The sequence below is a fragment of the Vibrio rubrogenes genome, assembly GCF_059641415.1.
This window is the reverse complement of the sequence record NZ_JCARSY010000043.1, coordinates 1-21705: the sequence shown is the minus strand read 5'-3', so window position 1 is coordinate 21705 and position 21705 is coordinate 1. Positions and strand designations below refer to the sequence as shown.

The window sequence follows — 21705 nt, the reverse complement described above, 5'->3', positions numbered from 1 at the left end:
TGTTTTAGATTAAGCATGGCAAAACATCACAACAGATTGGCAGGGGAATACTGATCGGTTAAAGGACGGGCAGATCGATCCCAGTCTGCTTTGGTGGACATCAGTGCCGGATAGCGATCAATCAGGACATTATAAGGCGCCAACGGCTTGACCAATGACTTCGCCCGTTGCTGCATCACTTGCCGGGAAGGGAGCGGCTGTTTGCCATTACCGACGATGATGATCCGGTTACCGTAATTTTGTTCCTGTTTGATTTTGAAATTGAAGAACGGACCAAATACCTGACGATATGTCTCTGATTCATGCGCATAAAGCCGACTTGAAGACCAGGTATTTGCCACCAGCACGCCATCCTCGGTCATTAGCCGTTGCACTTCCTGTAGATATTCCCGGGTCATCAAATGCTCCGGAATATAATCACCGGTAAACGCATCAAGAATGATAAAGTCATATTTTTTCTTCCGCAGCAGCGCACGTTTGACAAAAACGCGTCCGTCCGCAACTGCCACTGAAGTCTGCGGGGTTTCTTGAAAGTGGAAGTAATCCCGCGCCACTTTGACCACGCCCGGATCCAATTCCACAATATCCATTTCAGCGTCCGGGTAAAGCTGCGTCAGCACATTCGGAATCGAAGCACCGCCCAGTCCAATCACAAGTATCCGCTGCGGCTGAGGATTGAGTAACAACCCGCCCATTACCATCTGACTATATGAATAGACCAGCCGTTGATCGTGCTCGTCCTGATACTGGCACGTCTGGACACTGTCGCCCTTCACCAACGCAAACACCAAGCAACGCAAACCATCTTTTTCGACCACCGCAATATCCCGATAGAGCGACTTCTGGGTATAGATCACTTCACTCTGGGCAGAAAATCCAATCAATAACATCATGACAGGCATCCAGATACGCACCGATAACATCTTCTTCAATATCATGACTTTAAGCCTCTGCAACCACTCGGGGAAACCGGACATAGAATGCAACCACGCCACCGGCACACAAAATACCAATCAAACTCAATAGGATCGTATTCACTTCAAACCACAACACCAGATAAAACGACGTCAAGAGCGTTCCCAGTGCGCTGCCCAAGGTCGAGACAAAATAAAGCTTACCGGCAACTTGCCCGCTACGCCCGGAGTCACTGATCAGTAAGCGGATCGAATATGGCGAAATCATGCCTAAAATCAACGTTGGCAGGAAAAATAGCAACAGCGCTGCCACCAGTGAGCCATAACGCGGGTCCATAATCCGGATAAAAACCTGTTCCATCACCGTATCGCCCCAAAACACCAACGGCAGTAAAGTCACCGCACCACACAGATAAAGTAAACTGAATTTGCGTAAAGAAGGCGAATGCATCGACCATTGTCCGCCCAGCAGATAGCCAGCCGACAAGGCCACCATGAAAATGGTAATGATGCTGCCCCACACATAGATGCTGCTGCCAAAATAAGGGGCCAGAATCCGGCCGCCCATCAGCTCGACCGACATGATGCAAAAGCCACTCAGAAATGCGAGTAAAAAAATAAACCGATTCTTCAACAATCCATTGTCAACCGTCATATGCTTCCTATTGTTTATTCCAAGATAAATAATCGCTGCTCTCATAATATTCGCAGGAATCATTCATATAGCAAGTCGAATCATCAATAATCACTGTACTGAAGGGACATATTCCTGATGGTGATTCAGTAAAAATAGTAGCCAATCTTGAGATAACTGGCGCGGATATGTTCAATCAGCAGCCGAATTTTATTCGGTGGCTGACGGGTAAACGGATAAATCGCGTAAACCCCAAGCCTTTTACCGACTTGCCGCGGGAATAAATCAATCAGTGAGCCGTCCTGTAGATCAGGATAAACCAGACAGCGCGGCAAATAGGCAATGCCATAGCCGCTCAGCGCTGCCTTTCTCAATGCAATCGCATTATCACTGGAAAAACTCCCCGAGACTTTTAACAAGTAATTGCCATCCGGTCCTTTAAATTCCCAGTCACTGGCACCGGTTGTCTGATAGACATACTGGAGACAATTATGATTGACCAAATCTTCCGGCCGGTACGGCGTTCCCGCCCGGGCAATATAGCTACTCGTGGCACACACCACCCACTGCGAATCAATAATGTGCCGGGCAATCAAACTGGAGTCTTCCAGTAATCCGGTCCGAATCACCAAGTCATAGCCTTCACCAATCGGATCAACGAAGCGATTATCCAGCGACATGTCCACCGTCAGCCCCGGATGCATCTGACAAAACTCCGCAACGGCATCTGCCAAGAGCAGCTCACCGGAAATGGTCGGTACCGACATGCGGATATGACCACTGAGGTTTTCGCCATACCCGGCCACGGCGTCAAACGCCTCTTGAGTGGCTTGCTTCACATTTTTAGCACCTTGTAGCAAGGCTTTTCCGGCTTCCGTCAGGGTGAGTTTGCGCGTTGTCCGATACAAAAGTTGTGCCCCGAGCTCTTTTTCCAGACGCGCAATACGTTTGCTAACCACTGAATTAGTAAGGTTATTTTTCTCGGCAACCAGACTAAAACTACCCAGTTCCACCACGGAAGAAAATAAAATCAGATCGTCGGCTCTCATACAATTATGTCACTTTTGGAATCAATCATTTTCATTATTTCCCTATATCCACAAAAAATAAAGCGCTAGATTCACACTGGATTAACAATAACATCATAAATAAAAACAAATTGTAGAACCCCCTACCCATGTGGCTCTGTTTCAACGTATGAAACGTCACCACGACCCATGGCTCTATTCTACGCATAAGGAAGTCGCCTCCATGAGTGAAACATTATTAGCCTTACTTGCTTTTTCTCCGATTGTTGTCGCAGCAATTTTGTTGATTGGCCTAAACTGGCCCGCCAAAAAAGCGATGCCGATTGCATTCGGTCTGACCGTTGTCATTGCCTTATTCGGCTGGGACATGTCTGCCAACCGCGTTTTTGCCTCGGTGCTACAGGGGCTGGGCATTACTGTCTCCGTGCTCTGGATCGTCTTCGGGGCAATTTTTCTGCTCAACACCCTTAAACACAGCGGTGCCATTACCGTGATTCGTAACGGTTTTACCGATATTTCTCCGGATCGACGCATTCAGGCCATTATTATTGCCTGGTGTTTCGGCTCTTTTATTGAAGGCGCTTCCGGATTCGGCACGCCTGCGGCCATTGCTGCCCCGCTGCTGGTTGCGATTGGTTTTCCGGCACTGGCTGCGGTATTGATGGGGATGATGATTCAATCGACCCCCGTCTCTTTCGGCGCGGTCGGCACGCCGATTCTGGTCGGTGTCAGTAAAGGTCTCGATAGCCACAACATCAGCCAGCTACTGGCGGATCACGGTTCAAGCTGGGAGAGCTATCTACAGCAGATTACCACCAGCGTTGCACTGATCCATGCTACCGTCGGCACTCTGATGCCGGTGCTGATGGCGATGATGTTGACGCGCTTTTTCGGCAAAAACAAAAGCTGGACCGAAGGATTAGATATCCTGCCATTCGCCCTGTTTGCCGGACTGGCCTTCACTATCCCTTACGCGCTGACCGGCGCACTGCTCGGCCCTGAGTTCCCCTCACTGATCGGTGGGTTAGTCGGGCTCGCGGTGGTGGTCACTGCGGCGAAAAAAGGGTTCCTCGTTCCCCGTTCTGTCTGGGATTTCCGTCCTGAGCACGAATGGCCTAGCGAATGGCTCGGCTCGTTGAAAATGGATCTGAAAAGTGTCCGCTCGAACCCGATGAGCCTCACCTTGGCGTGGACACCTTACCTGCTTCTCGCGGTGATACTGGTCGCCAGCCGGGTCAGCCCTGACTTTAAAGCGCTATTACAGAGTATCAATCTCTCGTTTGCCAATATTCTCGGTGAAGTCGGTGTCAGTACCTCATTCCAGCCTTTGTACTTACCCGGTGGCATTCTGGTATTCGTCGCACTACTTGCGGTCTTGATTCAAGCCAGAAACCCGGCGCCGATGATCCGCGCACTCGGTGAATCAAGTAAAACGCTGGTCGGAGCCGGATTTGTGCTGGTATTTACCATTCCGATGGTACGGATCTTTATTAACTCCGGCGTCAACGGCGCTGACCTATCCAGTATGCCGGTCACCACAGCTGATTTCGCCGCCGGGCTGGTTGGCAGTGCGTTTCCTGCTTTAAGCGCAACGGTCGGGGCACTCGGTGCATTTATCGCCGGTTCAAATACCGTCTCGAATATGATGTTCAGTCAGTTTCAGTTTGAAGTGGCTCACACTCTCTCAGTTTCAAGCGTGATTGTGATTGCTTTGCAGGCCGTCGGAGCGGCTGCCGGCAACATGATAGCCATTCACAATGTCGTCGCTGCATCAGCCACTGTCGGCCTGCTGGGCAGAGAAGGGGCAACCTTGCGTAAAACCATTATCCCAACAGTCTATTATCTTGTGGTAACAGGGTTAATCGGCTTGCTGGTGATCTATGGATTTCATGCCACAGACGCTCTGATGAATTAGAACAAACTGATGAAATAAAACGAGCTGCCTGAAAAGTTTAACAATAAGAATTACCCATTAGCCATCACTCTTCTTTCCAACCGACATTCCCCCAACGTCGTGTTTCTTTGAGGGTGATGGCCTCACTTACTCATGCATTCACTGGAGCACCTTATGAGAATTTACCCAGCGAAACCGGACAAAGTCTATTTCTACTCGACTTGTCTGGTGGATCTATTCGACCCCGATGCAGGGCTCGATGCCATTACCTTGCTCAAGCAGCAAAATATCGAAGTCATTTACGTTGAAAAACAGACCTGTTGCGGCCAACCGGCCTACACATCCGGCTATGATGATGAAGCGAAATCGGTGGCTCTGAGTCAAATCGCGCTGTTTCCCGAGCCTTACCCGGTGATTGTGCTCTCCGGCTCTTGCGGGGGCATGATGCATCACCATTATCGTCGCCTGTTTGCAGGCAGCGAACAGGAAAGTATGGTCCATACCTTTTGTGATCGGGTGTTTGAATTCACCGAATTTCTGGTGCATGTCTGCCGCGCTAAATTGCAGGATCACGGCTCGGCAACCTCCGTGGTGATGCACACCTCCTGTGCCGCCCGGAGAGAGATGAATGTCCATATCACCGCCACCCAACTGCTCAATCAGCTTGAGCACGTCGAGCTGAAAATCCAAGACTACGAAAGCGAATGTTGTGGCTTCGGCGGGACATTCTCTGTGCGTCACCCGAACATTTCTCAAGCGATGGTGGAAGATAAAACCCGTCACATCAAAGCCACCCAAGCCGATCATCTGGTCAGTGCCGACTGGGGCTGCCTGCTCAATATCAATGGCGCACTGGATTTTCAGCATCAGCAGGGCGATCCGGCCACGCTACAGGGGCGTCATCTGGCAAGCTTCTTACTGGAAAGAACCACCACTGAGCCAACACAGGAGCAATCATCATGAGTGACTCTCCGCAACAATTTCATGCACAGGCCAAAACGGCACTGGGTGACCCACAACTACGCGCCAATTTTCGCGGTGCGATGGACTACCTGCAAGGCAAACGCAAAGCTGCCTTTCCCGACCCGCAAGAAGAAAAACAGACCCGGGATCTGGCGGAAGCGATTCGTCAGCGCTGCCTGAGTAAACTGCCGCAACTCTTGGAACAACTGGAAGCCAATTGTCAGAAAAACGGTATTCAGGTGCATTGGGCCGACAATGCCGCACAGGCCAATACCATTATCGCCGGGATTGCAGAACACCATCGGGCGTCACTGATGGTCAAAGGTAAATCGATGGTCAGTGAAGAGATTGAGCTCAACCATGAAATGGCTAAACACGGCGTGACCTGTTTAGAAAGTGACATGGGCGAGTACATCATTCAGCTCGACGGTGACAAGCCTTCGCATATCATCATGCCCGCCATTCACAAAAATAAGCAGGAAGTCAGTGACACGTTTCGCGATAACCTCACCGATTTTCAGCCGACCCTCGATGTGGATCGCTTAATCCAGACCGGGCGTACTCAGCTGCGGGAAAAATTCCGCACTGCGGATATCGGTTTATCCGGGGTCAATTTTGCGGTCGCTGAAATCGGCACCCTGTGTCTGGTGGAAAATGAGGGTAACGGCCGGATGTCCACCACCGTGCCAAACGTCCATATCGCCATCACCGGGATCGAAAAAGTGGTGGAATTTCTCACCGACGTGCCGCCGTTATTCAGTGCCCTCACCCGCTCCGCCACCGGTCAGACGATTACGACCTATTTCAACATGATCACCTCTCCCCGTCAGGACGGTGAGAAAGACGGCCCGCAAGAAGTCCATCTGGTGCTGCTCGACAACGGGCGCAGCCAAGCCTATCGGGATGAAGAGCTACGCAAAACACTGCAATGTATCCGCTGCGGTGCCTGTATGAACCACTGTCCGGTTTACACCCGCATTGGCGGCCATGCCTACGGCACAGTTTATCCCGGTCCGATTGGCAAAATCATTTCCCCGCATCTGATGGGGCTCGAAGCGACCCAAGATCTGGTCACCGCATCCAGTTTGTGCGGCGCTTGTGGCGAAGTCTGCCCGGTTCGGATTCCGATTCCCGACATGTTATTGCGCCTGCGCCGCGAAGCAAAACACGCGCCGAAACCCGGCCTTGAAGCCATGCGCGGCCAGAAATCGGCGTACAAACCCACCGAAAAACTGGCAATGCGCAGTTTTGCGTATTCCGCCACCCACCCGACCATTTACCGAATCGGCACTCGCCTTGCCGGACAGATGCGCCATTTGATCCCGGCCAAACTGGGTCCGTGGACGCAATGCCGGACCGCGCCGAAACCGGCCGCCAAAACCTTACATCAATTGATGAAGGAACGAGCCAACCAGCCACAGAAAGGAGGCAAGTCGTCATGAACAACGCCAGACAGCAGATTTTCAACCGGCTCAAGGCCGCCCAGCCCGCACCGCTGGAGAATGGCTCGGCAGAACTTGCCCGGCATTTCCATCCCAACGACTTCAGTCGTGAGGAAAAGCTGACCCATTTTCAGACCGCCTTAGAGTCCAACCATGCACAAGTGTTACCGATTGAGCGACAACAACTGATTGCTACCCTTCGGCAATTATGCGCAGAACATGGCTGGCAACACGCGGCGATCGGCACCAGTGGTCAGTGGCATCATGATTTTCGCCAAGGGCTGGAAACCATTCAGATGACTGAATATCAACAAACTATCGAGCAGTGGAAAGATGACTTATTCACCACTGTTGATGTCGGGCTGACCGATGCACGAGCCGGGATTGCCGATACCGGAGCGCTGGTGCTCTGGCCGGATAACCATCAGCCACGCACGTTATCACTGGTGCCGCCATGCCACGTGGCCGTGATCCGTCAATCGACGCTGTTTAACAGTTTTTCGGAGCTGATGATCGCGCAGCAGTGGCGCCAACAGATGCCAACCAACGTGGTTTTAGTCTCCGGCCCATCGAAAACCGCGGATATCCAGCAGACACTGGCTTATGGCGCACACGGGCCAAGGGAGCTCATCGTGATTGTGGTGGTGGATGAGTAGATTTTCTGGGGGCGAGTGATGTTGGGGTTGGGGGAAATAAAATAAACTGTGAGTCTGCTGTTTGGAACGCAATGATTTTCCCTGACTTCAATGACATCTCTGGAAGCGCCCCCGAATGCTTTTTCAGGGTAGACGCACATGCCTCGATGATAAAATTTCCAATTTTTCAAATTGAACAGCACTAAAGGCTCAAATATGAGCCTTTATAATTACAAGAACAAAATAAGGGTCAAAAATGGAATAACAGTGCTTTACAAGGCCTATTTTTGAGCTTATATTTACACAAAATCGTTATACGGCTCATATTTGACACATCAGAGGCAACAATATGAATCCTAAAGTGCTACAACTTCGAAATCTTACAAGTAAACTTGAGTCCGAAATTCACGAAGTTTTCGAAGAGATGCTTAGCAATGTTGAAGCCTCAAGCAACCGTCCTATTTCAAGTTACTCAATTTACGAGACGAACACTCTGATTGATGATATGCAATCACGAAAGAAAGATATCTCATTAGAAGACCTTGAATTGCAGACGGATATTTCTAGATCAACGATAAAACGAATGCTTAAAGACCCAAGTAAGACTTCACTAGAAAACTTTTTAACCGTTGCTAACGAACTAGGAATGAAAATATGGATCGAAAAGTAAAAGTTCTTTTGTACGGAAAGTTTTGCGGTGTTTTGTCTCAAAATGAACAAGGCTTTACATTCGAATACGAACCTAGCTACAAAGGTCGTAGCTTATCGCTGAGTATGCCTCTAGAAGATGGGCCATTTGAGAGTAAAGAGCTACATCCTTTTTTCCTGAGTCTTGCCCCCGAAGGATGGTTGAAGAAGCGCTACTCAGAACTACAAAAAATTGATGAGAACGATCCGCTAGGTATGCTTTTGTCCAACGGCAAAAATTTACTTGGTGCTGTCCAACTGTTGAGATTAGAAGACCATGTATCCGAGCAATAGAAGTCTTATCAGCCTCGATGAGCTCAATGAACAAAATAGAGAACAAGTCGAGTACAAAAAAGGGGAAATCAAAACCCTACTAGGTTCGAATAGATTCCAGATTCAATTACCTTTTTCGCGTGCTGAGTTTGTTACTGAGTTGCCAAAGAAACAAAAAGGCATGAGTATTTCCGGTTATCAACCAAAGCTTTCTCTTGCGATCAATGAAGATAATCAGCTAGGGGTAGTAGCGGATAAAGCGCTATTTATTCTCAAGCCTTCACCAGAAGAATTTCCTCATCTTGCCGAAAACGAGCACGCGACAATGTTAGTCATGAAATTCCTCGGTTTCGACACACCTCCATTTGGATTAGTTCGATTTCATGATCAGAACGAAGCAGGCGAACTCGCATTTATTATTAGGCGCTATGACCGCTTAAAAGCAGGTGAAGAAGCGATTCATCAAGAGCAATTGGATGCCGCAATGGACGTGCGTGAAAAGTACGGGAAGACAAAAGGCGATGCTGAGGGATACGTTAGCTACGAGCAAGCCTGTAAGTTCTTAATTAATAAAGTAGACAGCAGCTTAAACTTTAAGAAAGAGTTATTTAACCGAATACTCGTAGCCTACTTTCTCGGGAATAATGACCTACACCTTAGAAATATTGGTGTGCTGCTACCGGAACAAGAGACCACTCGACTAGCGCCAATCTATGATTACGTATCTATAGCACCTTATCCAGACTACATCGCAAACGAGAACCCATTAGCATTACCTCTGCTCGCTAGTGAAGAAGGCGATAATGGCAATACAAGTGGCTATCAGTCACATTGTACCTACACCGGCTATGACTTTCTCATCTTCGCACAAAATATTGGCCTCAACCCTAAACTGGCTACCAAAATGATCAAAGATTTGTGCGCCAAGCAAGATGCCATTCTTGATATCTACCGTCATAGTTTTATGCCGCAAGAACACGTAGAGAAAATAGCTGAATGGATATCGAGCCGAATTAACTATTTGGGTCAATTAGGCCATGTTGCTGTTTAATATATGGACTCCCTTATACCGTCAACAAGGTATGGATGAAGATTAAGGTGTGATGTAGCGGTTGGTGCGCTCAGACGTCATCGATTTCAATGGCATCTCCAACCGCACCCAGATGCTTTTTCAGGGTAGAAGAAGTGCCTCAAAATGCCTAGGATTTGAGTTCAGCGCATGCTATCAGGGCCGGATTGATTTTTATTCGACTCAAGATTTTTGTTATGTGCTGTTTTATTGGAGCAACCAAATAACAACTAATCTGTACGCTCTCGCTCTAATTTATACGCTTGATACTCTCGAGATATTTGTTCATCAGAATAATCGCCATCAACATGATTTGTTTCACCGACGCCATTTAGTCCTTTGATACTTTGAATAGAGCCGCCCCATGCATCACGATTTCTAGGCGAACCGATAAACTGAGACAGATATGCGTTTAGAGTTTTATCTCTTGGTCTCTCAATCTCCTTGCTTAAGGCAGTCAAATAGTCAAACTTCGTCGTTTTTTCCCACGCTATTGAGAAACCAGCTCGGTGGCACAACTCAGTATGAATCAACAACATCGTGCGACCATTTCCGTCAAGAAAAGGATGGCCATAAGCAAATAGGCCCATTACCTCACCGGGATTAGCCTGCATATACTCTTTGTCTTGACCCAACCGCAAACCATAGTCAATTGAACGGCGTATTTCCATCGGGTGACAAAACTTAACGCCCGCTTTAGATATAGCTTTATCAGGCACTAACTCATTTCTATCCCGACCAGCCCATGGATAAATTTCAGAGAATAATATCCGATGAACCTCTAGGAAGTCCCTGTATGTAATTTCTTCTCTTTTTGATAGATATTTCAATGCGTCATCTAAGCCAGCACGAAACATCGTATGCTCTAGTTCTCTAATTACATTAGGGTCTTTTTCTTTGAACCTGTTTTGTAAATAACCATTTTCCTCAAAATCTAAAAAAGGGTCAAAGACTGGCATGACGTTCCCTTAGATAATTCACTGATAATAAAGCCACTTGCTGCATAGATAACTTTCCTGCTCTTTTTAATGCAACCAGTAAATCTTCAACGTGATCGCGCTTAATATCATCCCCTGCCAATGCAGTCACAGAATCAGCGAATTGATCTATTGAACTATATGTATAGGAAACATTATGTAGCTTAGCTAATGATAACACGTACTCTCTAATATCTTTTGTCGGCATTTGCTCAACCGACGCAACACCGTTCTTGTCACTATGACTTTTCTTATGACTTCTAAGTATGATTTTTATACCATTAAAATTTAAAACTCTGTCCGTACGAGATGACTTTGTTTCAACAACCAATGTGGACTTAGGTTTAGCGTTTTTTAATTCTTTGGCTGTGTTACCGTACAATTGTAAGCCTAGTTTTTTCACAGTATCTTTAACGACTTGCTCTATGGGAGCACAGGTTTTTACCTCTCCGTCCTTAAAATGAGCTTTTGCATAAAATCCTCGTGAAATCCTCAACAACTCGCCATTATCAACTAGCTTAGATAAAACGACAGTCATCTGAGATTGGCTACCAAGTGAAGCTAAGTCTGAACGTGAAAAAACAGCATCTTTACGATGTATTATCGATTGTCTAATACGAGTTTCAAGCTTCATAACATGCACCTACGAAAACACACTACTTAATTTTAACAGCAATAGGAAAAACCTTCAATTTAATAGATAAAAAACAATAATTTAAATGGAAAACAAGACCTTAAAAACCGTTAAAATTTGTAGTAAATCAAAGCTGAGATTGTGTTGCACCATTCATCAACGTCTGGCGGACTCACTGCTCGTTTAGTCGTTGATGCAAAAGACGGCGCAAAACACTTTTATGAAAAAAATGGGTTTACCGCATTTAAAGATACAGAAAACCGACTATTTATCACGATTGCTGATATTCGAGCCAGCCTGAGCTAACACATTTTAAGCAAACTAACGAACGTCCTGTTAAGGGGTTGCAATAAAACACTTTAACCCATTACTTTCAATAAGTTATACATAAAGTAAAAGCAAAATAAAAACCTCATGTAGCATCTGTATAGCTTTTGAAATGAACAATCTTCGTGTATCCCAACTAATTATTGCCCCAAAGTGTGCCAGCCTAAGATTTGGGACACATTTCTTTTATCATTCATTGACCTGCTTTTACTAATGAATGATTATGTACTTAGTTTGGTATGGTAAAAGGTACTGTTATGCATGCTCGTTTAAGGAGAAGCAATGGAATCAAATCAACTTTTAGGCTTAGTTAAATTCTTTAGAAATGGAGGCTTTCTGGATAGCTTAAGCTGCTTTCATTGAACTCCGCCAAAAGTCTATCGTCTTGATAAACAAGAAGGTGTCTCGGATAAAAATGAAAGCTGTGCATATTCTTATCGCAAAGAAAGAGACGACGAACCTATTACGGTCACATTTGATGATATAGATATAAGCGACGCATTAAGTCTAACTGTGCACAATAGAACCGATAAAGATGCTTGGATGCATTGTTGGTTCACGCTCCGACTTCCTAAAAATCAAGAAGCTTTAGATAAGCTAGAAGAAGATGTGGCGAAAATGAAGAAGCAGTTTGGTGAGTACTACGCGTTTATTCCTGCTCCGAATTTAAAGCTGTTAGTTTCTAGGCTGCAAGAATTGAGCGAGAAGCCACTAATTTGTGGTGAAGTCGAGTATAGCGGTAATAAATCCAAATGGAGAAATCTAGTTAAATCTCTAGAGTATTCATATCAGCGAGAGTATAGGTTCTTATTTGGTGAGTGCTCCACCTCCGAAACTGAGTATTATGTAATCAAAAACCCAGATGGCTTTTCAAATCTTATCTTTAAAAATACAGATTTTAAAATGCAAAGTGGCGATGGTGAGCATGTCTGGTTTGATCTCAGTGCATAACAAACGCAAGCACGCGGATCAAATTTCCGCTGCGCTCCAATTTGCCCGGTGTTGCGAGCGTTAGGTGATAGGTGCATTGGAGTATTTAAGTTGGACGATCCAAAAATATATACAGCTATAGTTAGTGTGATTGCTGCTTGGGTAACAGCAGCATTTGCTTTCTTCAACATGCTTAATACAAAGCATACTAAGACATCCGAGTTTAGGCAGCAATGGATTGATAAGTTACGAGATGAGACTGCGGAACTACTCAGTACAAGTATGCTTGTTAGCCATTTGAATAAAGAAAGAGCTGAATTGATACAAGATGGTTCGGAAAAAAATAAAGAAGAAATAAAAATCAAAGAAAAAGAAATTTTAGACAGCTTTCAAAAAATAATGCGATTGAGGGTTACAATTTCACTAAGAATTAATAGAAATGATAAAAATTCGAGTTTACGTAAGTTAAATAACGAGTTTTTATCATGGCTAAATAACGTTTTGTCCATGGCAGATAGCCAAGATTTTGAAAGTTGTAAAAAGTGTGCAATATCAGCACAAAAAATCGCTTCCCAAATCCTTAAGAAGGAATGGGAGCGAGTCAAGACTGGTGAGTGGGCATTCAAGTTAACAGTATTCTTATGCGTACCATTTTTGATTGTAGGACTAACTGGTATTGTCTATTTGGTTACAAAAATCACCTAACAAATGATTAAGGTTCTGGACAACGCACACCCAAGCCAAACAAAAAAGATCTTCTGGTTACGCTTGCATCTCTGCAAGAGTTACTGGCGCACAGAGCACCACAGTTTCTGAAATTGAGGAACGCAATTGTGCGTCAAACTGCAACGACAATGGCTGAAAAAGTAAAAGGGTAATGCTGTGGTTTGGGACGCAATGACTTTCTTCGATTTCATTAGCATCCCCGACTGCGCCCCAGTTCCTTTTGATGGATGCAAAAGGAACCAAAAGCATCTTTTTGAGTTCAGCACACGTAATCAGGGTCGGATTGATTCGCATCCTGCTCAAGCAATCCTGAAAAATCGTCCATGATTTTTCACCCTGAGAGCATCGATCAAGTTGGCTTCGCCTTAAAGAGATTTCACCCAATTCAAACAAATCACCAAACAAAGAAAACCATTCATGGATGAATGGTTAGGCTTTTCCGGGCAGGACGCCCGTAAAAGCTGGTTCTGAACAACGTGCGACCAAGCCAAACAAAAAAGATTTTCTGGTTCGTCTTTCATCTCTGAAAGATGAACTGGCGCACAGAACACCTATGCCTCTGAAATCACTGACGCTGATTGTGCGTCAAATTTGGGAGCCGGAGGCTAGGAAAGTGAAAATGATGGGTAGAGTATTGATCCGCTGAAACCTCTTCAATCAAAACAAAAAAGATCTTCTGGTTACGCTTGCATCTCTGCAAGAGTAACTGGCGCACAAAACACCGATGTCTCTGAAACCGAAAAACGTAATTGTGCGTCACATCCCAATGCCAAAAGCTACTAATTAAAATACAACACTCAATCCCCTATTCTCCCCCGACAAATCTGTTCGGTTAATGCCTGCAACCGCTGCACTTCTGCCACCAAATAATTCAACTCTTCTTCGGTGATTTCGTAGTGCGCTGAATAACGCGCATCAATATACGCCCGTTGCAGACGCCGGAAACTACGACGGTGGAATTTGTTGTCCATCGGGAAAATCTCAGCAAAGGCCGGATAAATCTGCGCACACAGATTACCGAGTTTCTCGATATTGTGAGACTTCGGCAGGTAGTTGGTACAAGTGAGTAATGTACAGGCAAAAAGACGCTCCGTTGCCTGATGCAGGTTGAATGCTGCTTCATTAAGCATGGATTCATGAAAAGTATAATGAAAAACTTTAATACTATCAGCAGCATTCTCTATCCACTGCTCATAATGCTTACGGGCAATCTCCCGTTTTTCTTCCTCCGTCAGATCACCCGGCTCCGCCAGTAATTTCGGCGTCGCAGCAAACAGTTCAATGCCCTCTTCACGGATATCCTTAAAAAAATAGTGCCCCTGTTGCAAGCGCTCGTTCACTTCCTTTAAATCGTGGACAATCAAACCCAACGGGGCCGATTTCACTTTGCGATCAATTTGCTCTTCGGCACGCTGCCAGACCACATAATCCTCCACCAAGGCGACTTTATTAACGATCACCAGAATATCGTAATCGCTGATATAACCATTGACCGGATCCTTGACCCAACTGCCTTTGGCATGGCTGCCGAACAGAATAATTTTCAGAATACGAAATTCACTCTTACTGCCCTTTTTACCTTGCAGATAATCTTCCAGTGTATCGCGCAGAATCATTGAGATGTCCGCCAGCTCACGCTGTTTATATTCGGGCAGATGGTCGAGGGATGTTTTCATAATCGCAGTATTGAAACTCGTTGTGGATGAATAGCGCTAGCATAAAAGAAGCACTCAGCAAAAAACACCGTTTATCATCGTTTTAGCACGGCTCAAAGGTAAAATGCGACGCGGTTCTTTTTTATTCCTTGCCTCTATGATTGTCTCCGCTTCCAGCTTCGGGCATGACACACAATCTTTGAAAAATGACGAACCAGTTTATCTTCTTCCGACTCAGGTCATTCATTATCACAAATAAGTTCAACAAATTAAGTAAATTCGCGTTCTGTATACTCTGAGAGGCTGTTCTTAAACGGTATCATTGCTTATCTCCATAGTGAATTCTCTTATGATTTTCTGGGGTCACAACTCTCGTATTATCAACATCATAGATAGCACCACCATATTGTATTTCTTCAACATGATGAATCTCAGACAACAAGCAGCAGCTAATGCTGAGTTCAGTTACAAAATACCTGTCAATTGATGTGATTTGTTAGATTTATGTGCCAAAGTGACACACAGGTTGCTTTTCTCGCCATTTGATACCATAATCCGATGTGACATTTTGGCACAAAGGGAGATTATTTATGGCAACACTACCTCGCATCACTGCCCGAGTCGACGTTGAAACACAAGACTTACTGGCTAAAGCTGCTGCTATTGCCGGTATGCCGAGTATTAATTCATTCGTTCTCAGCGCCGCTACTGAAAAAGCAATGCAAGTTATCGAACGCGAAGAAACACTAAAACTTAGCCAAGCTGACGCTATGTTATTGATGGATGCACTCGACCGTCCGGCTACATCAAATGCAAAACTGAAAACTGCGGCTCAACGTTATGAAGATAAGACTCAACAATGAATACGGTACTCCTTGATAAGTCTAAACATAACAGAAACCGATTCGACTGCGGTATCAGTACTCTGAATAACTATCTGAAAGTTATGGCGAGTCAGCAAGCAAAGAAAGATAACACCAGAACTTTTATTCTGGAAGATGATAACGATGAATCCAGAATTATTGGATTTTACACTTTAACCATGACGCCAATTGATCTAAATGCTTTACCAGATAAACTACAGAAAAAGCACCACTCATCAACGTCTGGCGGACTCATTGCTCGTTTAGCCGTTGATGCAAATTTTCAAGGGAAAGGTTTTGGCGAATGGTTATTGATCGACGCTCTTCGCAAACTACTGACTGCCAGTGATACTGTCGCTTTTCCTGTTGTTATCGTTGATGCAAAAGACGGCGCAAAACACTTTTATGAACAATATGGGTTTACCGCATTTAAAGATACAGAAAACCGACTATTTATCACGATTGCTGATATTCGAGCCAGCCTGAGCTAACACATTTTAAGCAAACTAACGAACGTCCTGTTAAGGGGTTGCAATAAAACACTTTAACCCATTAGTTTCAATAAGTTATACATAAAGTAAAAGCAAAATAAAAACCTCATGTAGCATCTGTATAGCTTTTGAAATGAACAATCTTCGTGTATCCCAACTAATTATTGCCCCGAAGTTTGATAGCCGAAGACTTAGTGTAATCTTCTATTTCTACAGATTGACCTATTTTTTCTGGTAGCAGACTCTATTCATCAGATGCGCAAAAGGAGCTTGCAGAACAGGGAATAAATAGAAACAGGATTAGTAGAGATCTAGGATGCAGCCGTAATTACGGACAAGATTAAAAAGAAAGTATGCAATGGTGCTTATATAAGTACCAATACTTAGTTGAAAATTCATTCGCAACAAACATTGTTGATAAATTTCAATTGGATATAAAAATTAGAAAGGAGGGGAATGCCAACATGGTTTCGTTGGCATTCGTGTTAATGTTGTTAGCGATGTATTGCCGAACAAAGAGTAAATACTGAACCTTCCGAAGTTACAGTGCTTTTTTATACAATGCGATTACTTGATCACGAGTCATTGGATGCGGGTTACCGCCTGCACAAGGGTCAGCCAGAGCATCATCTACCCAGCTCAGAATATCTTCTTCTGTTACACCTAGCTGAGCAAAGCCTTCAGGGATACCCACGCGGCGATTCAGAGCATTAAGTTCATCAATCGCTGCTAGACTTGCATCTTCTGCTGTCATGCCAGATGTGTCTGCGCCAAGTGCCTCGGCAACCTGTGCGAATTTTTCAACGCAGTACGGACGGTTAAATTCACACACGATAGGCAACAAGATTGCGTTACACACTCCGTGGGGAAGGTCTTTATGTGCACCGGCAGGGTGAGCCATAGCGTGAACCATACCTAAACCGACACTGTTGAATGACAAGCCAGCGATAAACTGACCGTACGCCATCATCTCACGGGCATCCACATTTGCGCCGTCATCGACCGCCAGTGGTAAGCTGTGTGCGATGGTTTTGATCGCTTCAAGAGAAATATAATCGGTAAGTTTGTGTGCCCCAACGGATACAAAAGACTCAACCGCGTGTGTCAATGCATCAATACCAGTAGCTGCTGTCGTGCTGCTAGGCAGACCTAACATAACGCTAGGGTCGTTGACTGAGATTTCTGGGATGATCTTATCGGAGATGATTACGTGTTTGACATGCGTCTCTGTGTCTGTGATCACGGCGTTACTTGTCACTTCTGCAGCAGTACCAGCGGTGGTATTTATCGCATACAGCCGGGCGCCAAGACGTTTTACTTTCTCGACGCCATTATACGCCGCAATCGGGCCTTCATTGGCAGAAAGGATCTTGATTGCCTTTGCGGTATCAATCGAACTACCACCACCAAATCCGATAATAAACTGCGCGCCAGAATCGCAATACATGCCGTAGGCGGTATTTACGGTATTGGTATCCGGGTTTGGACGTACATCTTTGAACAGTACCAGATTTAACGCGCTGTCGAGAAACTTATCAGCGAAGCCAAGCTCTACCAGTGCTGGATCACTGATAAGTAGCCCTTTTTCACTGCCATGTTCGTCGGACAGACGCTCAATCAGTGCTTCAATTGCTCCGACACCGGAGTAGTTGATTTTCGGAAAAGCCAGTTTGAACACACTCATAATTCACCTCTTATAGGTTAAATTCACGTTTCAAAATTTCCATGTTTTCTTTAGTCACACCTTCCGGTTCATAACCAGCCGATGTACACATCAGGTATAATTTGGCGCCCTTATTGGCAACGTCAATATAATCAAATGCTTGCTGAACATCCGCGCCAGAAGCAGTCGCGCCGTGCTTTTCCCAGATTGCGACGTCATGATCTAGCAGTGCGGCTGTTGTAGCGTCTGCCATTTCTTCTGAAGAAGGCAGGCAGTACGGGATCATGCCGATACCGCGTGGTACAAATGCGCGTACTTCCGGTAGCATTTTCCAGCAGGTATGGGTGAACAGTTCGCTGCTCTTAGATATGTCTGGGTGATGAGACAGGGCAATCAGCTCTAGTGGGTGAGTGTGAACTACGGATCTGTGGTCGGAGCCCGCTTTGATTTTATCGACCAGTATTTTGATGTGGCTGATAAACTCAGACGTTGGTGCGAAATCTTCGCTCGCTTTGCCGCCCCAAAGAATCTGGTAGCCGTTGGCTGCTGCGTTGATTTTCAGAACGCAACCAGCATAGGCAGGATCACGCAGTTCGCGGATACGCTGACCAGTACCTTTTACGTAGTAGATTCGGTTAGCACTTTCAATCGGAAGCTGCAGTGGTAGTGCTTTTTCCTGAACGTCTACTTGAGGCATTTCGTCGAATAGGTCAGTGACGTCAATAGAGATGTTACCGCCATTACGCTCTGCCCATTCACGTTGCCAAAGGTACTGAGAAACTTCGCTGACTTTTTCGATTTCGCGCATCACTGCATCGTTTAATTGAATCATAGTATTAGCCTTTTATATTTAGTTAACTTAACCAAACAAGCCAGACATGTAATCTGACTTGTTGGTTATTGAGCGATTTGAATTAACGTGTTTCCAGAATGGTCGCTTCGTAGTCTTTCACGTCATTGATCCAATCAAAGCCAATAGGGACTTCATTTTGTAGGCAGTGGTAATTCCATACAGCTGCCCATGGTAAAGAATGAGTTTCTTCAATCAGTCCAAGGCGTGTGGTGTAATCGAATGACGCTTCTGCCGCTTTTAGTTGCTCTACTGGTTCAAGCAGGGCTTTAAGCAGGGCTTTTTGTGCGTTGCGGGTACCGATAACCCAAGCCGCTACGCGGTTGATTGATGCATCAAAGAAGTCCAAGCCAATTGCTACGCGATCCAGCAGGTTGTTACGTACGATTTCACGCATGATTGCCTGAGTTTCGTCATCGAACGACACCACGTGGTCAGAGTCCCAGCGAACCGGACGGGTTACATGTAGCTGCAGGTCATTGACGTACAGTGAACATGAACTGATTTTGTCGCTGATCACTTCAGTTGGGTGGAAGTGACCTGCATCGAGACATAGTGCCGTGCCGCGGGTTGCTGCGTACGCTAGGTAGAACTCATTGCTGCCAACGGTGAATGCTTCTGCGCCTATACCGAACAGTTTGCTTTCTACTGCATCTTTGTGGAACTCAGGAGAAATCTTCTCAGTCAGAGCTTTGTCCAGAGAGTCTGCAAGACGTGCGCGTGGAGACAGGCGGTCTACAGGTTGATCTTTCATGCCATCCGGGATCCAGATGTTCATGAATGATGCAGTGCCAAGTTCACGGCCAAAGTATTCAGAAATCTTACGGCTTGCTTTTACGTGCTCAATCCAGAACTGACGGATCTCTTCGTCCGGGTGAGACAGCGTCAGGCCGTCGTCCGCTTTAGGATGAGAGAACAACGTCGGGTTGAAGTCCAGACCAAGGTCTTGTTTCTTCGCCCACTCAACCCAGCGAGAAAAGTGCTCAGGTTTGATTTGGTCACGTTCTACATATTCATCGGCATCAATGTAAATCGCGTGCAGGTTTACGCGCTTCTTACCAGGAATAAGAGAGAAGGCTTTTTCCATATCAGCACGCAGTTGATCCGGTGTTTTTGCTGCGCCCGGGTGATTACCCGTTGCCTTGATACCGCCACTAAGTGCTGTTTCTGGCGATTCAAAACCACGTACATCGTCGCCTTGCCAGCAGTGCATAGAGATTGGTGTCTGGTTCAGTAGCTCCAGTGCTTTATTTGTGTCCACACCGTACTTTTCGAAAACCGCTTTTGCTTGCTCGTAAGCTGAAATGATCTGCTCTTTGCTCATGGTTAGGTACCTTATTTAGTTATTTGTTGGAATTGGGATTTGATTTGTTCCAATCCCTCAATAGGGTTTGCAGTGAAGTTCTTCACATCAGAAGAGGCATCGATAATCTGGCGGCCTTCTTCGAGCGAGGTAATAATGTCGGACGCGATAAACTGGTTGATCACGTTGCCCAGTGCGGAGGCTTCTGCCGGTTCGGTCGATACCTTGATTTGACAGACATCGGCACAAAGTTGGTTAAGGAACTGGTCTTGCGTGCCGCCGCCGAGAATGCGCAGTTCGGTAATTGGTTTACCGGTAACTTCCGCAAGTTCAGTCAGTACTTTGTCGTAGGCCAGTACTAGGCTGTCGTAGATACAGCGAATGACTTCGGAAAGGGTTTCCGGCGTTTCAAGGTTGCGCTTCTTAAACCAGTTTTTAATCGCTTGTGTCATAGACGCAGGGTTTAAGAAATCGTTGTCATTAGGGTTGACGATGCACTTAAACGGCTGTGCCTGGCGTGCCAGACTGGCGATATCCGGGAACGTCAGTGATGGGTTTTCTGCTTTAATGCGCTGAATTAGCCACAAGCCCATGATGTTTTTCAGAATGCGATAGCGGCCATCCACACCACCTTCGTTGGTCAGGTTGTATCGGTAAGCAAGTTCGCTGGTGTAAGGCTCAAAGCTTTCAATCCCCACCAGAGACCAGGTGCCGGAACTCAGGTAAGCCATGTTCTCGTGTGCAATTGGCGTTGCTGCCACTGCTGACGCGGTATCGTGGCTTGCCACTGAACATACAGGGATTTGTAGATCAGCTAAGTGGTACTCACCAATAATGCGGTTTGGCATTTTAGGTGGCAGGAACCAATTCATTTTTGCGCCACACGCCTTGATCAGCTCTTTGCTCCACACTTTCTCTTTGCAGTCCAGAAGCTGGCTGGTGGATGCATTGGTGTACTCACAGTGTTTAACACCGGATAATTTGTAGTTCAGGTAATCCGGGATAAACAGTAGGGTATCAATATCGCCATACCATTCAGGCTGTTGATCGTGAATCGCTTTTAACTGGTTAATGGTGTTAAAAGGAAGGAACTGAATGCCTGTTGTAGTGTAGATGTCTTGCAAGGTTAGCTGATTATCCGCTAACAGCTTATCTTGGACACCTTCGGTACGTGCATCACGGTAACTGACAAATTCACCTAAGTGTTTACCGAATTTGTCTAGCAGCACAAAATCGACACCCCAGGTATCAATGCCCAGCGATGTAATCTCTACACCTGTCGCCACTACTTTATTGATGCCTACTTTGATCTCTTCCAGGATTGAGTAGAGATCCCAGCACGACTCATTACCATGCATCACTTGTTGGTTTTGAAAACGGTGAAACTCTTCGAGTTCGATTTTTCCGTTGTTCAGATAACCGACCATTACACGTCCGCTTGACGCCCCAAGGTCTATTGCAATCACAGCCTTCATCATGAATACCACCTCTTGTTCTTTAGAGGTATTACACCGTTTTTTGCAACGGAATAACTTCAAAAATCCCCCCGTAAAAACGCAATTGGTGCGTTTTTTTCAAGAAGCTCATGCGGAGTTTCAAACTTTTGATAAACAGTGTTTTAACACTATAAAAAACAAGGGTTAAAGCGGTAATGCCGATCAGTTAAGGCATTAATCGACAGATCAATTGCACGATCCTCCCAGTGTGTAAAAATCCGATAGACTATGTTTATCGGATTTTTTTATGT

The 21705-nt window shown here is 45.7% G+C and carries 23 protein-coding genes and 1 pseudogene; 12 read left to right on the top strand and 12 right to left on the bottom strand.

The window, feature by feature from the left end; translation table 11 throughout:
* Positions 1–26: 26 nt before the first annotated feature.
* The 3 genes from AC55NX_RS18785 to AC55NX_RS18775 form a co-directional block, all read right to left on the bottom strand.
* Positions 27–893, bottom strand: coding sequence for a spermidine synthase (locus AC55NX_RS18785; RefSeq protein WP_496997122.1), 867 nt, complete (start codon positions 891–893; stop codon positions 27–29).
* A gap of 49 nt (positions 894–942) precedes the next feature.
* Positions 943–1569, bottom strand: a complete 627-nt coding sequence (locus AC55NX_RS18780) for a fused MFS/spermidine synthase (protein WP_059122261.1) — start codon at positions 1567–1569, stop codon at positions 943–945.
* Between the two features lie 125 nt (positions 1570–1694).
* Positions 1695–2597, bottom strand: a complete 903-nt coding sequence (locus tag AC55NX_RS18775; protein WP_496997121.1) for a LysR family transcriptional regulator — start codon at positions 2595–2597, stop codon at positions 1695–1697.
* Positions 2598–2799: 202 nt separating this feature from the next.
* Between AC55NX_RS18775 and AC55NX_RS18770 the strand changes: the two genes are divergently transcribed.
* The 7 genes from AC55NX_RS18770 (at position 2800) to AC55NX_RS18740 (ending at position 9521) form a co-directional block, all read left to right on the top strand.
* Positions 2800–4491, top strand: coding sequence for an L-lactate permease (locus AC55NX_RS18770; protein ID WP_496997120.1), 1692 nt, complete (start codon positions 2800–2802; stop codon positions 4489–4491).
* Between the two features lie 153 nt (positions 4492–4644).
* A complete protein-coding gene (locus AC55NX_RS18765; protein WP_496997119.1) occupies positions 4645–5433 on the top strand; it encodes a (Fe-S)-binding protein in 789 nt (262 codons plus the stop codon).
* The gene (locus AC55NX_RS18760; protein WP_496997118.1) at positions 5430–6875 is read left to right on the top strand and encodes a LutB/LldF family L-lactate oxidation iron-sulfur protein; all 1446 of its coding nucleotides are present in this window, start codon (positions 5430–5432) and stop codon (positions 6873–6875) included. The genes AC55NX_RS18765 and AC55NX_RS18760 overlap by 4 nt, the downstream gene beginning before the upstream one ends.
* On the top strand, positions 6872–7531 hold the full coding sequence (locus AC55NX_RS18755) for a LutC/YkgG family protein (RefSeq protein ID WP_496997117.1): 660 nt from the start codon (positions 6872–6874) through the stop codon (positions 7529–7531). Before AC55NX_RS18760 ends, AC55NX_RS18755 begins: the two co-directional genes overlap by 4 nt.
* Positions 7532–7859: 328 nt before the next feature.
* Positions 7860–8180, top strand: a complete 321-nt coding sequence (locus tag AC55NX_RS18750; RefSeq protein WP_496997116.1) for a helix-turn-helix domain-containing protein — start codon at positions 7860–7862, stop codon at positions 8178–8180.
* Positions 8165–8491, top strand: a complete 327-nt coding sequence (locus tag AC55NX_RS18745) for a HipA N-terminal domain-containing protein (RefSeq protein WP_059122254.1) — start codon at positions 8165–8167, stop codon at positions 8489–8491. The genes AC55NX_RS18750 and AC55NX_RS18745 overlap by 16 nt, the downstream gene beginning before the upstream one ends.
* Positions 8475–9521, top strand: a complete 1047-nt coding sequence (locus AC55NX_RS18740) for a type II toxin-antitoxin system HipA family toxin (protein ID WP_496997115.1) — start codon at positions 8475–8477, stop codon at positions 9519–9521. The genes AC55NX_RS18745 and AC55NX_RS18740 overlap by 17 nt, the downstream gene beginning before the upstream one ends.
* A 248-nt stretch (positions 9522–9769) precedes the next feature.
* Here AC55NX_RS18740 and AC55NX_RS18735 read toward each other — a convergent pair whose 3' ends face one another.
* Together AC55NX_RS18735 and AC55NX_RS18730 are read right to left on the bottom strand one after the other, a co-directional pair.
* Positions 9770–10498, bottom strand: a complete 729-nt coding sequence (locus AC55NX_RS18735; protein WP_496997114.1) for a Fic/DOC family protein — start codon at positions 10496–10498, stop codon at positions 9770–9772.
* Positions 10485–11150 carry a type IV toxin-antitoxin system AbiEi family antitoxin domain-containing protein gene (locus AC55NX_RS18730; protein ID WP_059122251.1) on the bottom strand — a complete coding sequence of 222 codons (666 nt, stop codon included), beginning with the start codon at positions 11148–11150 and terminating at the stop codon, positions 10485–10487. Before AC55NX_RS18730 ends, AC55NX_RS18735 begins: the two co-directional genes overlap by 14 nt.
* Positions 11151–11297: 147 nt before the next feature.
* Here AC55NX_RS18730 and AC55NX_RS18725 point away from each other — a divergent pair.
* From AC55NX_RS18725 to AC55NX_RS18715, 3 genes and pseudogenes are all read left to right on the top strand, one after another.
* Positions 11298–11456 (top strand): annotated as a pseudogene (locus AC55NX_RS18725) (GNAT family N-acetyltransferase); the annotation flags it as partial.
* Between the two features lie 564 nt (positions 11457–12020).
* Complete coding sequence (locus AC55NX_RS18720) at positions 12021–12428, top strand: hypothetical protein (protein ID WP_496997113.1); 408 nt, start codon at positions 12021–12023, stop codon at positions 12426–12428.
* A 90-nt stretch (positions 12429–12518) separates the two neighbouring features.
* A complete protein-coding gene (locus AC55NX_RS18715; protein WP_496997112.1) occupies positions 12519–13112 on the top strand; it encodes a hypothetical protein in 594 nt (197 codons plus the stop codon).
* A 57-nt stretch (positions 13113–13169) separates the two neighbouring features.
* Here the strand turns inward: AC55NX_RS18715 and AC55NX_RS18710 are convergent, their stop codons facing one another.
* The 3 genes from AC55NX_RS18710 to AC55NX_RS18700 all read right to left on the bottom strand — a co-directional run bounded on the left by AC55NX_RS18710 (position 13170) and on the right by AC55NX_RS18700 (position 15227).
* On the bottom strand, positions 13170–13538 hold the full coding sequence (locus AC55NX_RS18710; protein WP_496997111.1) for a hypothetical protein: 369 nt from the start codon (positions 13536–13538) through the stop codon (positions 13170–13172).
* Positions 13539–13930: 392 nt separating this feature from the next.
* Entirely contained in the window at positions 13931–14809 is an 879-nt protein-coding gene (locus AC55NX_RS18705; RefSeq protein WP_496997110.1) for a HEPN domain-containing protein, read from the bottom strand.
* 298 nt (positions 14810–15107) lie between these two features.
* A complete protein-coding gene (locus AC55NX_RS18700) occupies positions 15108–15227 on the bottom strand; it encodes a pyocin-S2/colicin E7-DNase domain-containing protein (RefSeq protein ID WP_496997109.1) in 120 nt (39 codons plus the stop codon).
* Positions 15228–15378: 151 nt separating this feature from the next.
* Here AC55NX_RS18700 and AC55NX_RS18695 point away from each other — a divergent pair, with 151 nt between their 5' ends.
* Together AC55NX_RS18695 and AC55NX_RS18690 are read left to right on the top strand one after the other, a co-directional pair.
* Positions 15379–15651 carry a type II toxin-antitoxin system TacA family antitoxin gene (locus tag AC55NX_RS18695; RefSeq protein WP_038181625.1) on the top strand — a complete coding sequence of 91 codons (273 nt, stop codon included), beginning with the start codon at positions 15379–15381 and terminating at the stop codon, positions 15649–15651.
* Entirely contained in the window at positions 15648–16142 is a 495-nt protein-coding gene (locus AC55NX_RS18690) for a GNAT family N-acetyltransferase (RefSeq protein WP_496997108.1), read from the top strand. The genes AC55NX_RS18695 and AC55NX_RS18690 overlap by 4 nt, the downstream gene beginning before the upstream one ends.
* A 541-nt stretch (positions 16143–16683) precedes the next feature.
* Here AC55NX_RS18690 and AC55NX_RS18685 read toward each other — a convergent pair.
* From AC55NX_RS18685 to rhaB, 4 genes are all read right to left on the bottom strand, one after another.
* Positions 16684–17826, bottom strand: coding sequence for an iron-containing alcohol dehydrogenase (locus tag AC55NX_RS18685; RefSeq protein ID WP_496997107.1), 1143 nt, complete (start codon positions 17824–17826; stop codon positions 16684–16686).
* A 10-nt stretch (positions 17827–17836) separates the two neighbouring features.
* Positions 17837–18637: a rhamnulose-1-phosphate aldolase gene (gene rhaD, locus AC55NX_RS18680; protein WP_496997106.1), complete on the bottom strand. Its 801-nt coding sequence runs from the start codon at positions 18635–18637 to the stop codon at positions 17837–17839.
* An 82-nt stretch (positions 18638–18719) separates the two neighbouring features.
* Positions 18720–19979 (bottom strand): L-rhamnose isomerase, encoded by a 1260-nt coding sequence (locus AC55NX_RS18675; RefSeq protein WP_496997105.1) that lies wholly within the window; start codon positions 19977–19979, stop codon positions 18720–18722.
* Between the two features lie 11 nt (positions 19980–19990).
* Positions 19991–21436 carry a rhamnulokinase gene (rhaB, locus tag AC55NX_RS18670; RefSeq protein ID WP_496997104.1) on the bottom strand — a complete coding sequence of 482 codons (1446 nt, stop codon included), beginning with the start codon at positions 21434–21436 and terminating at the stop codon, positions 19991–19993.
* Positions 21437–21705: the final 269 nt, after the last annotated feature.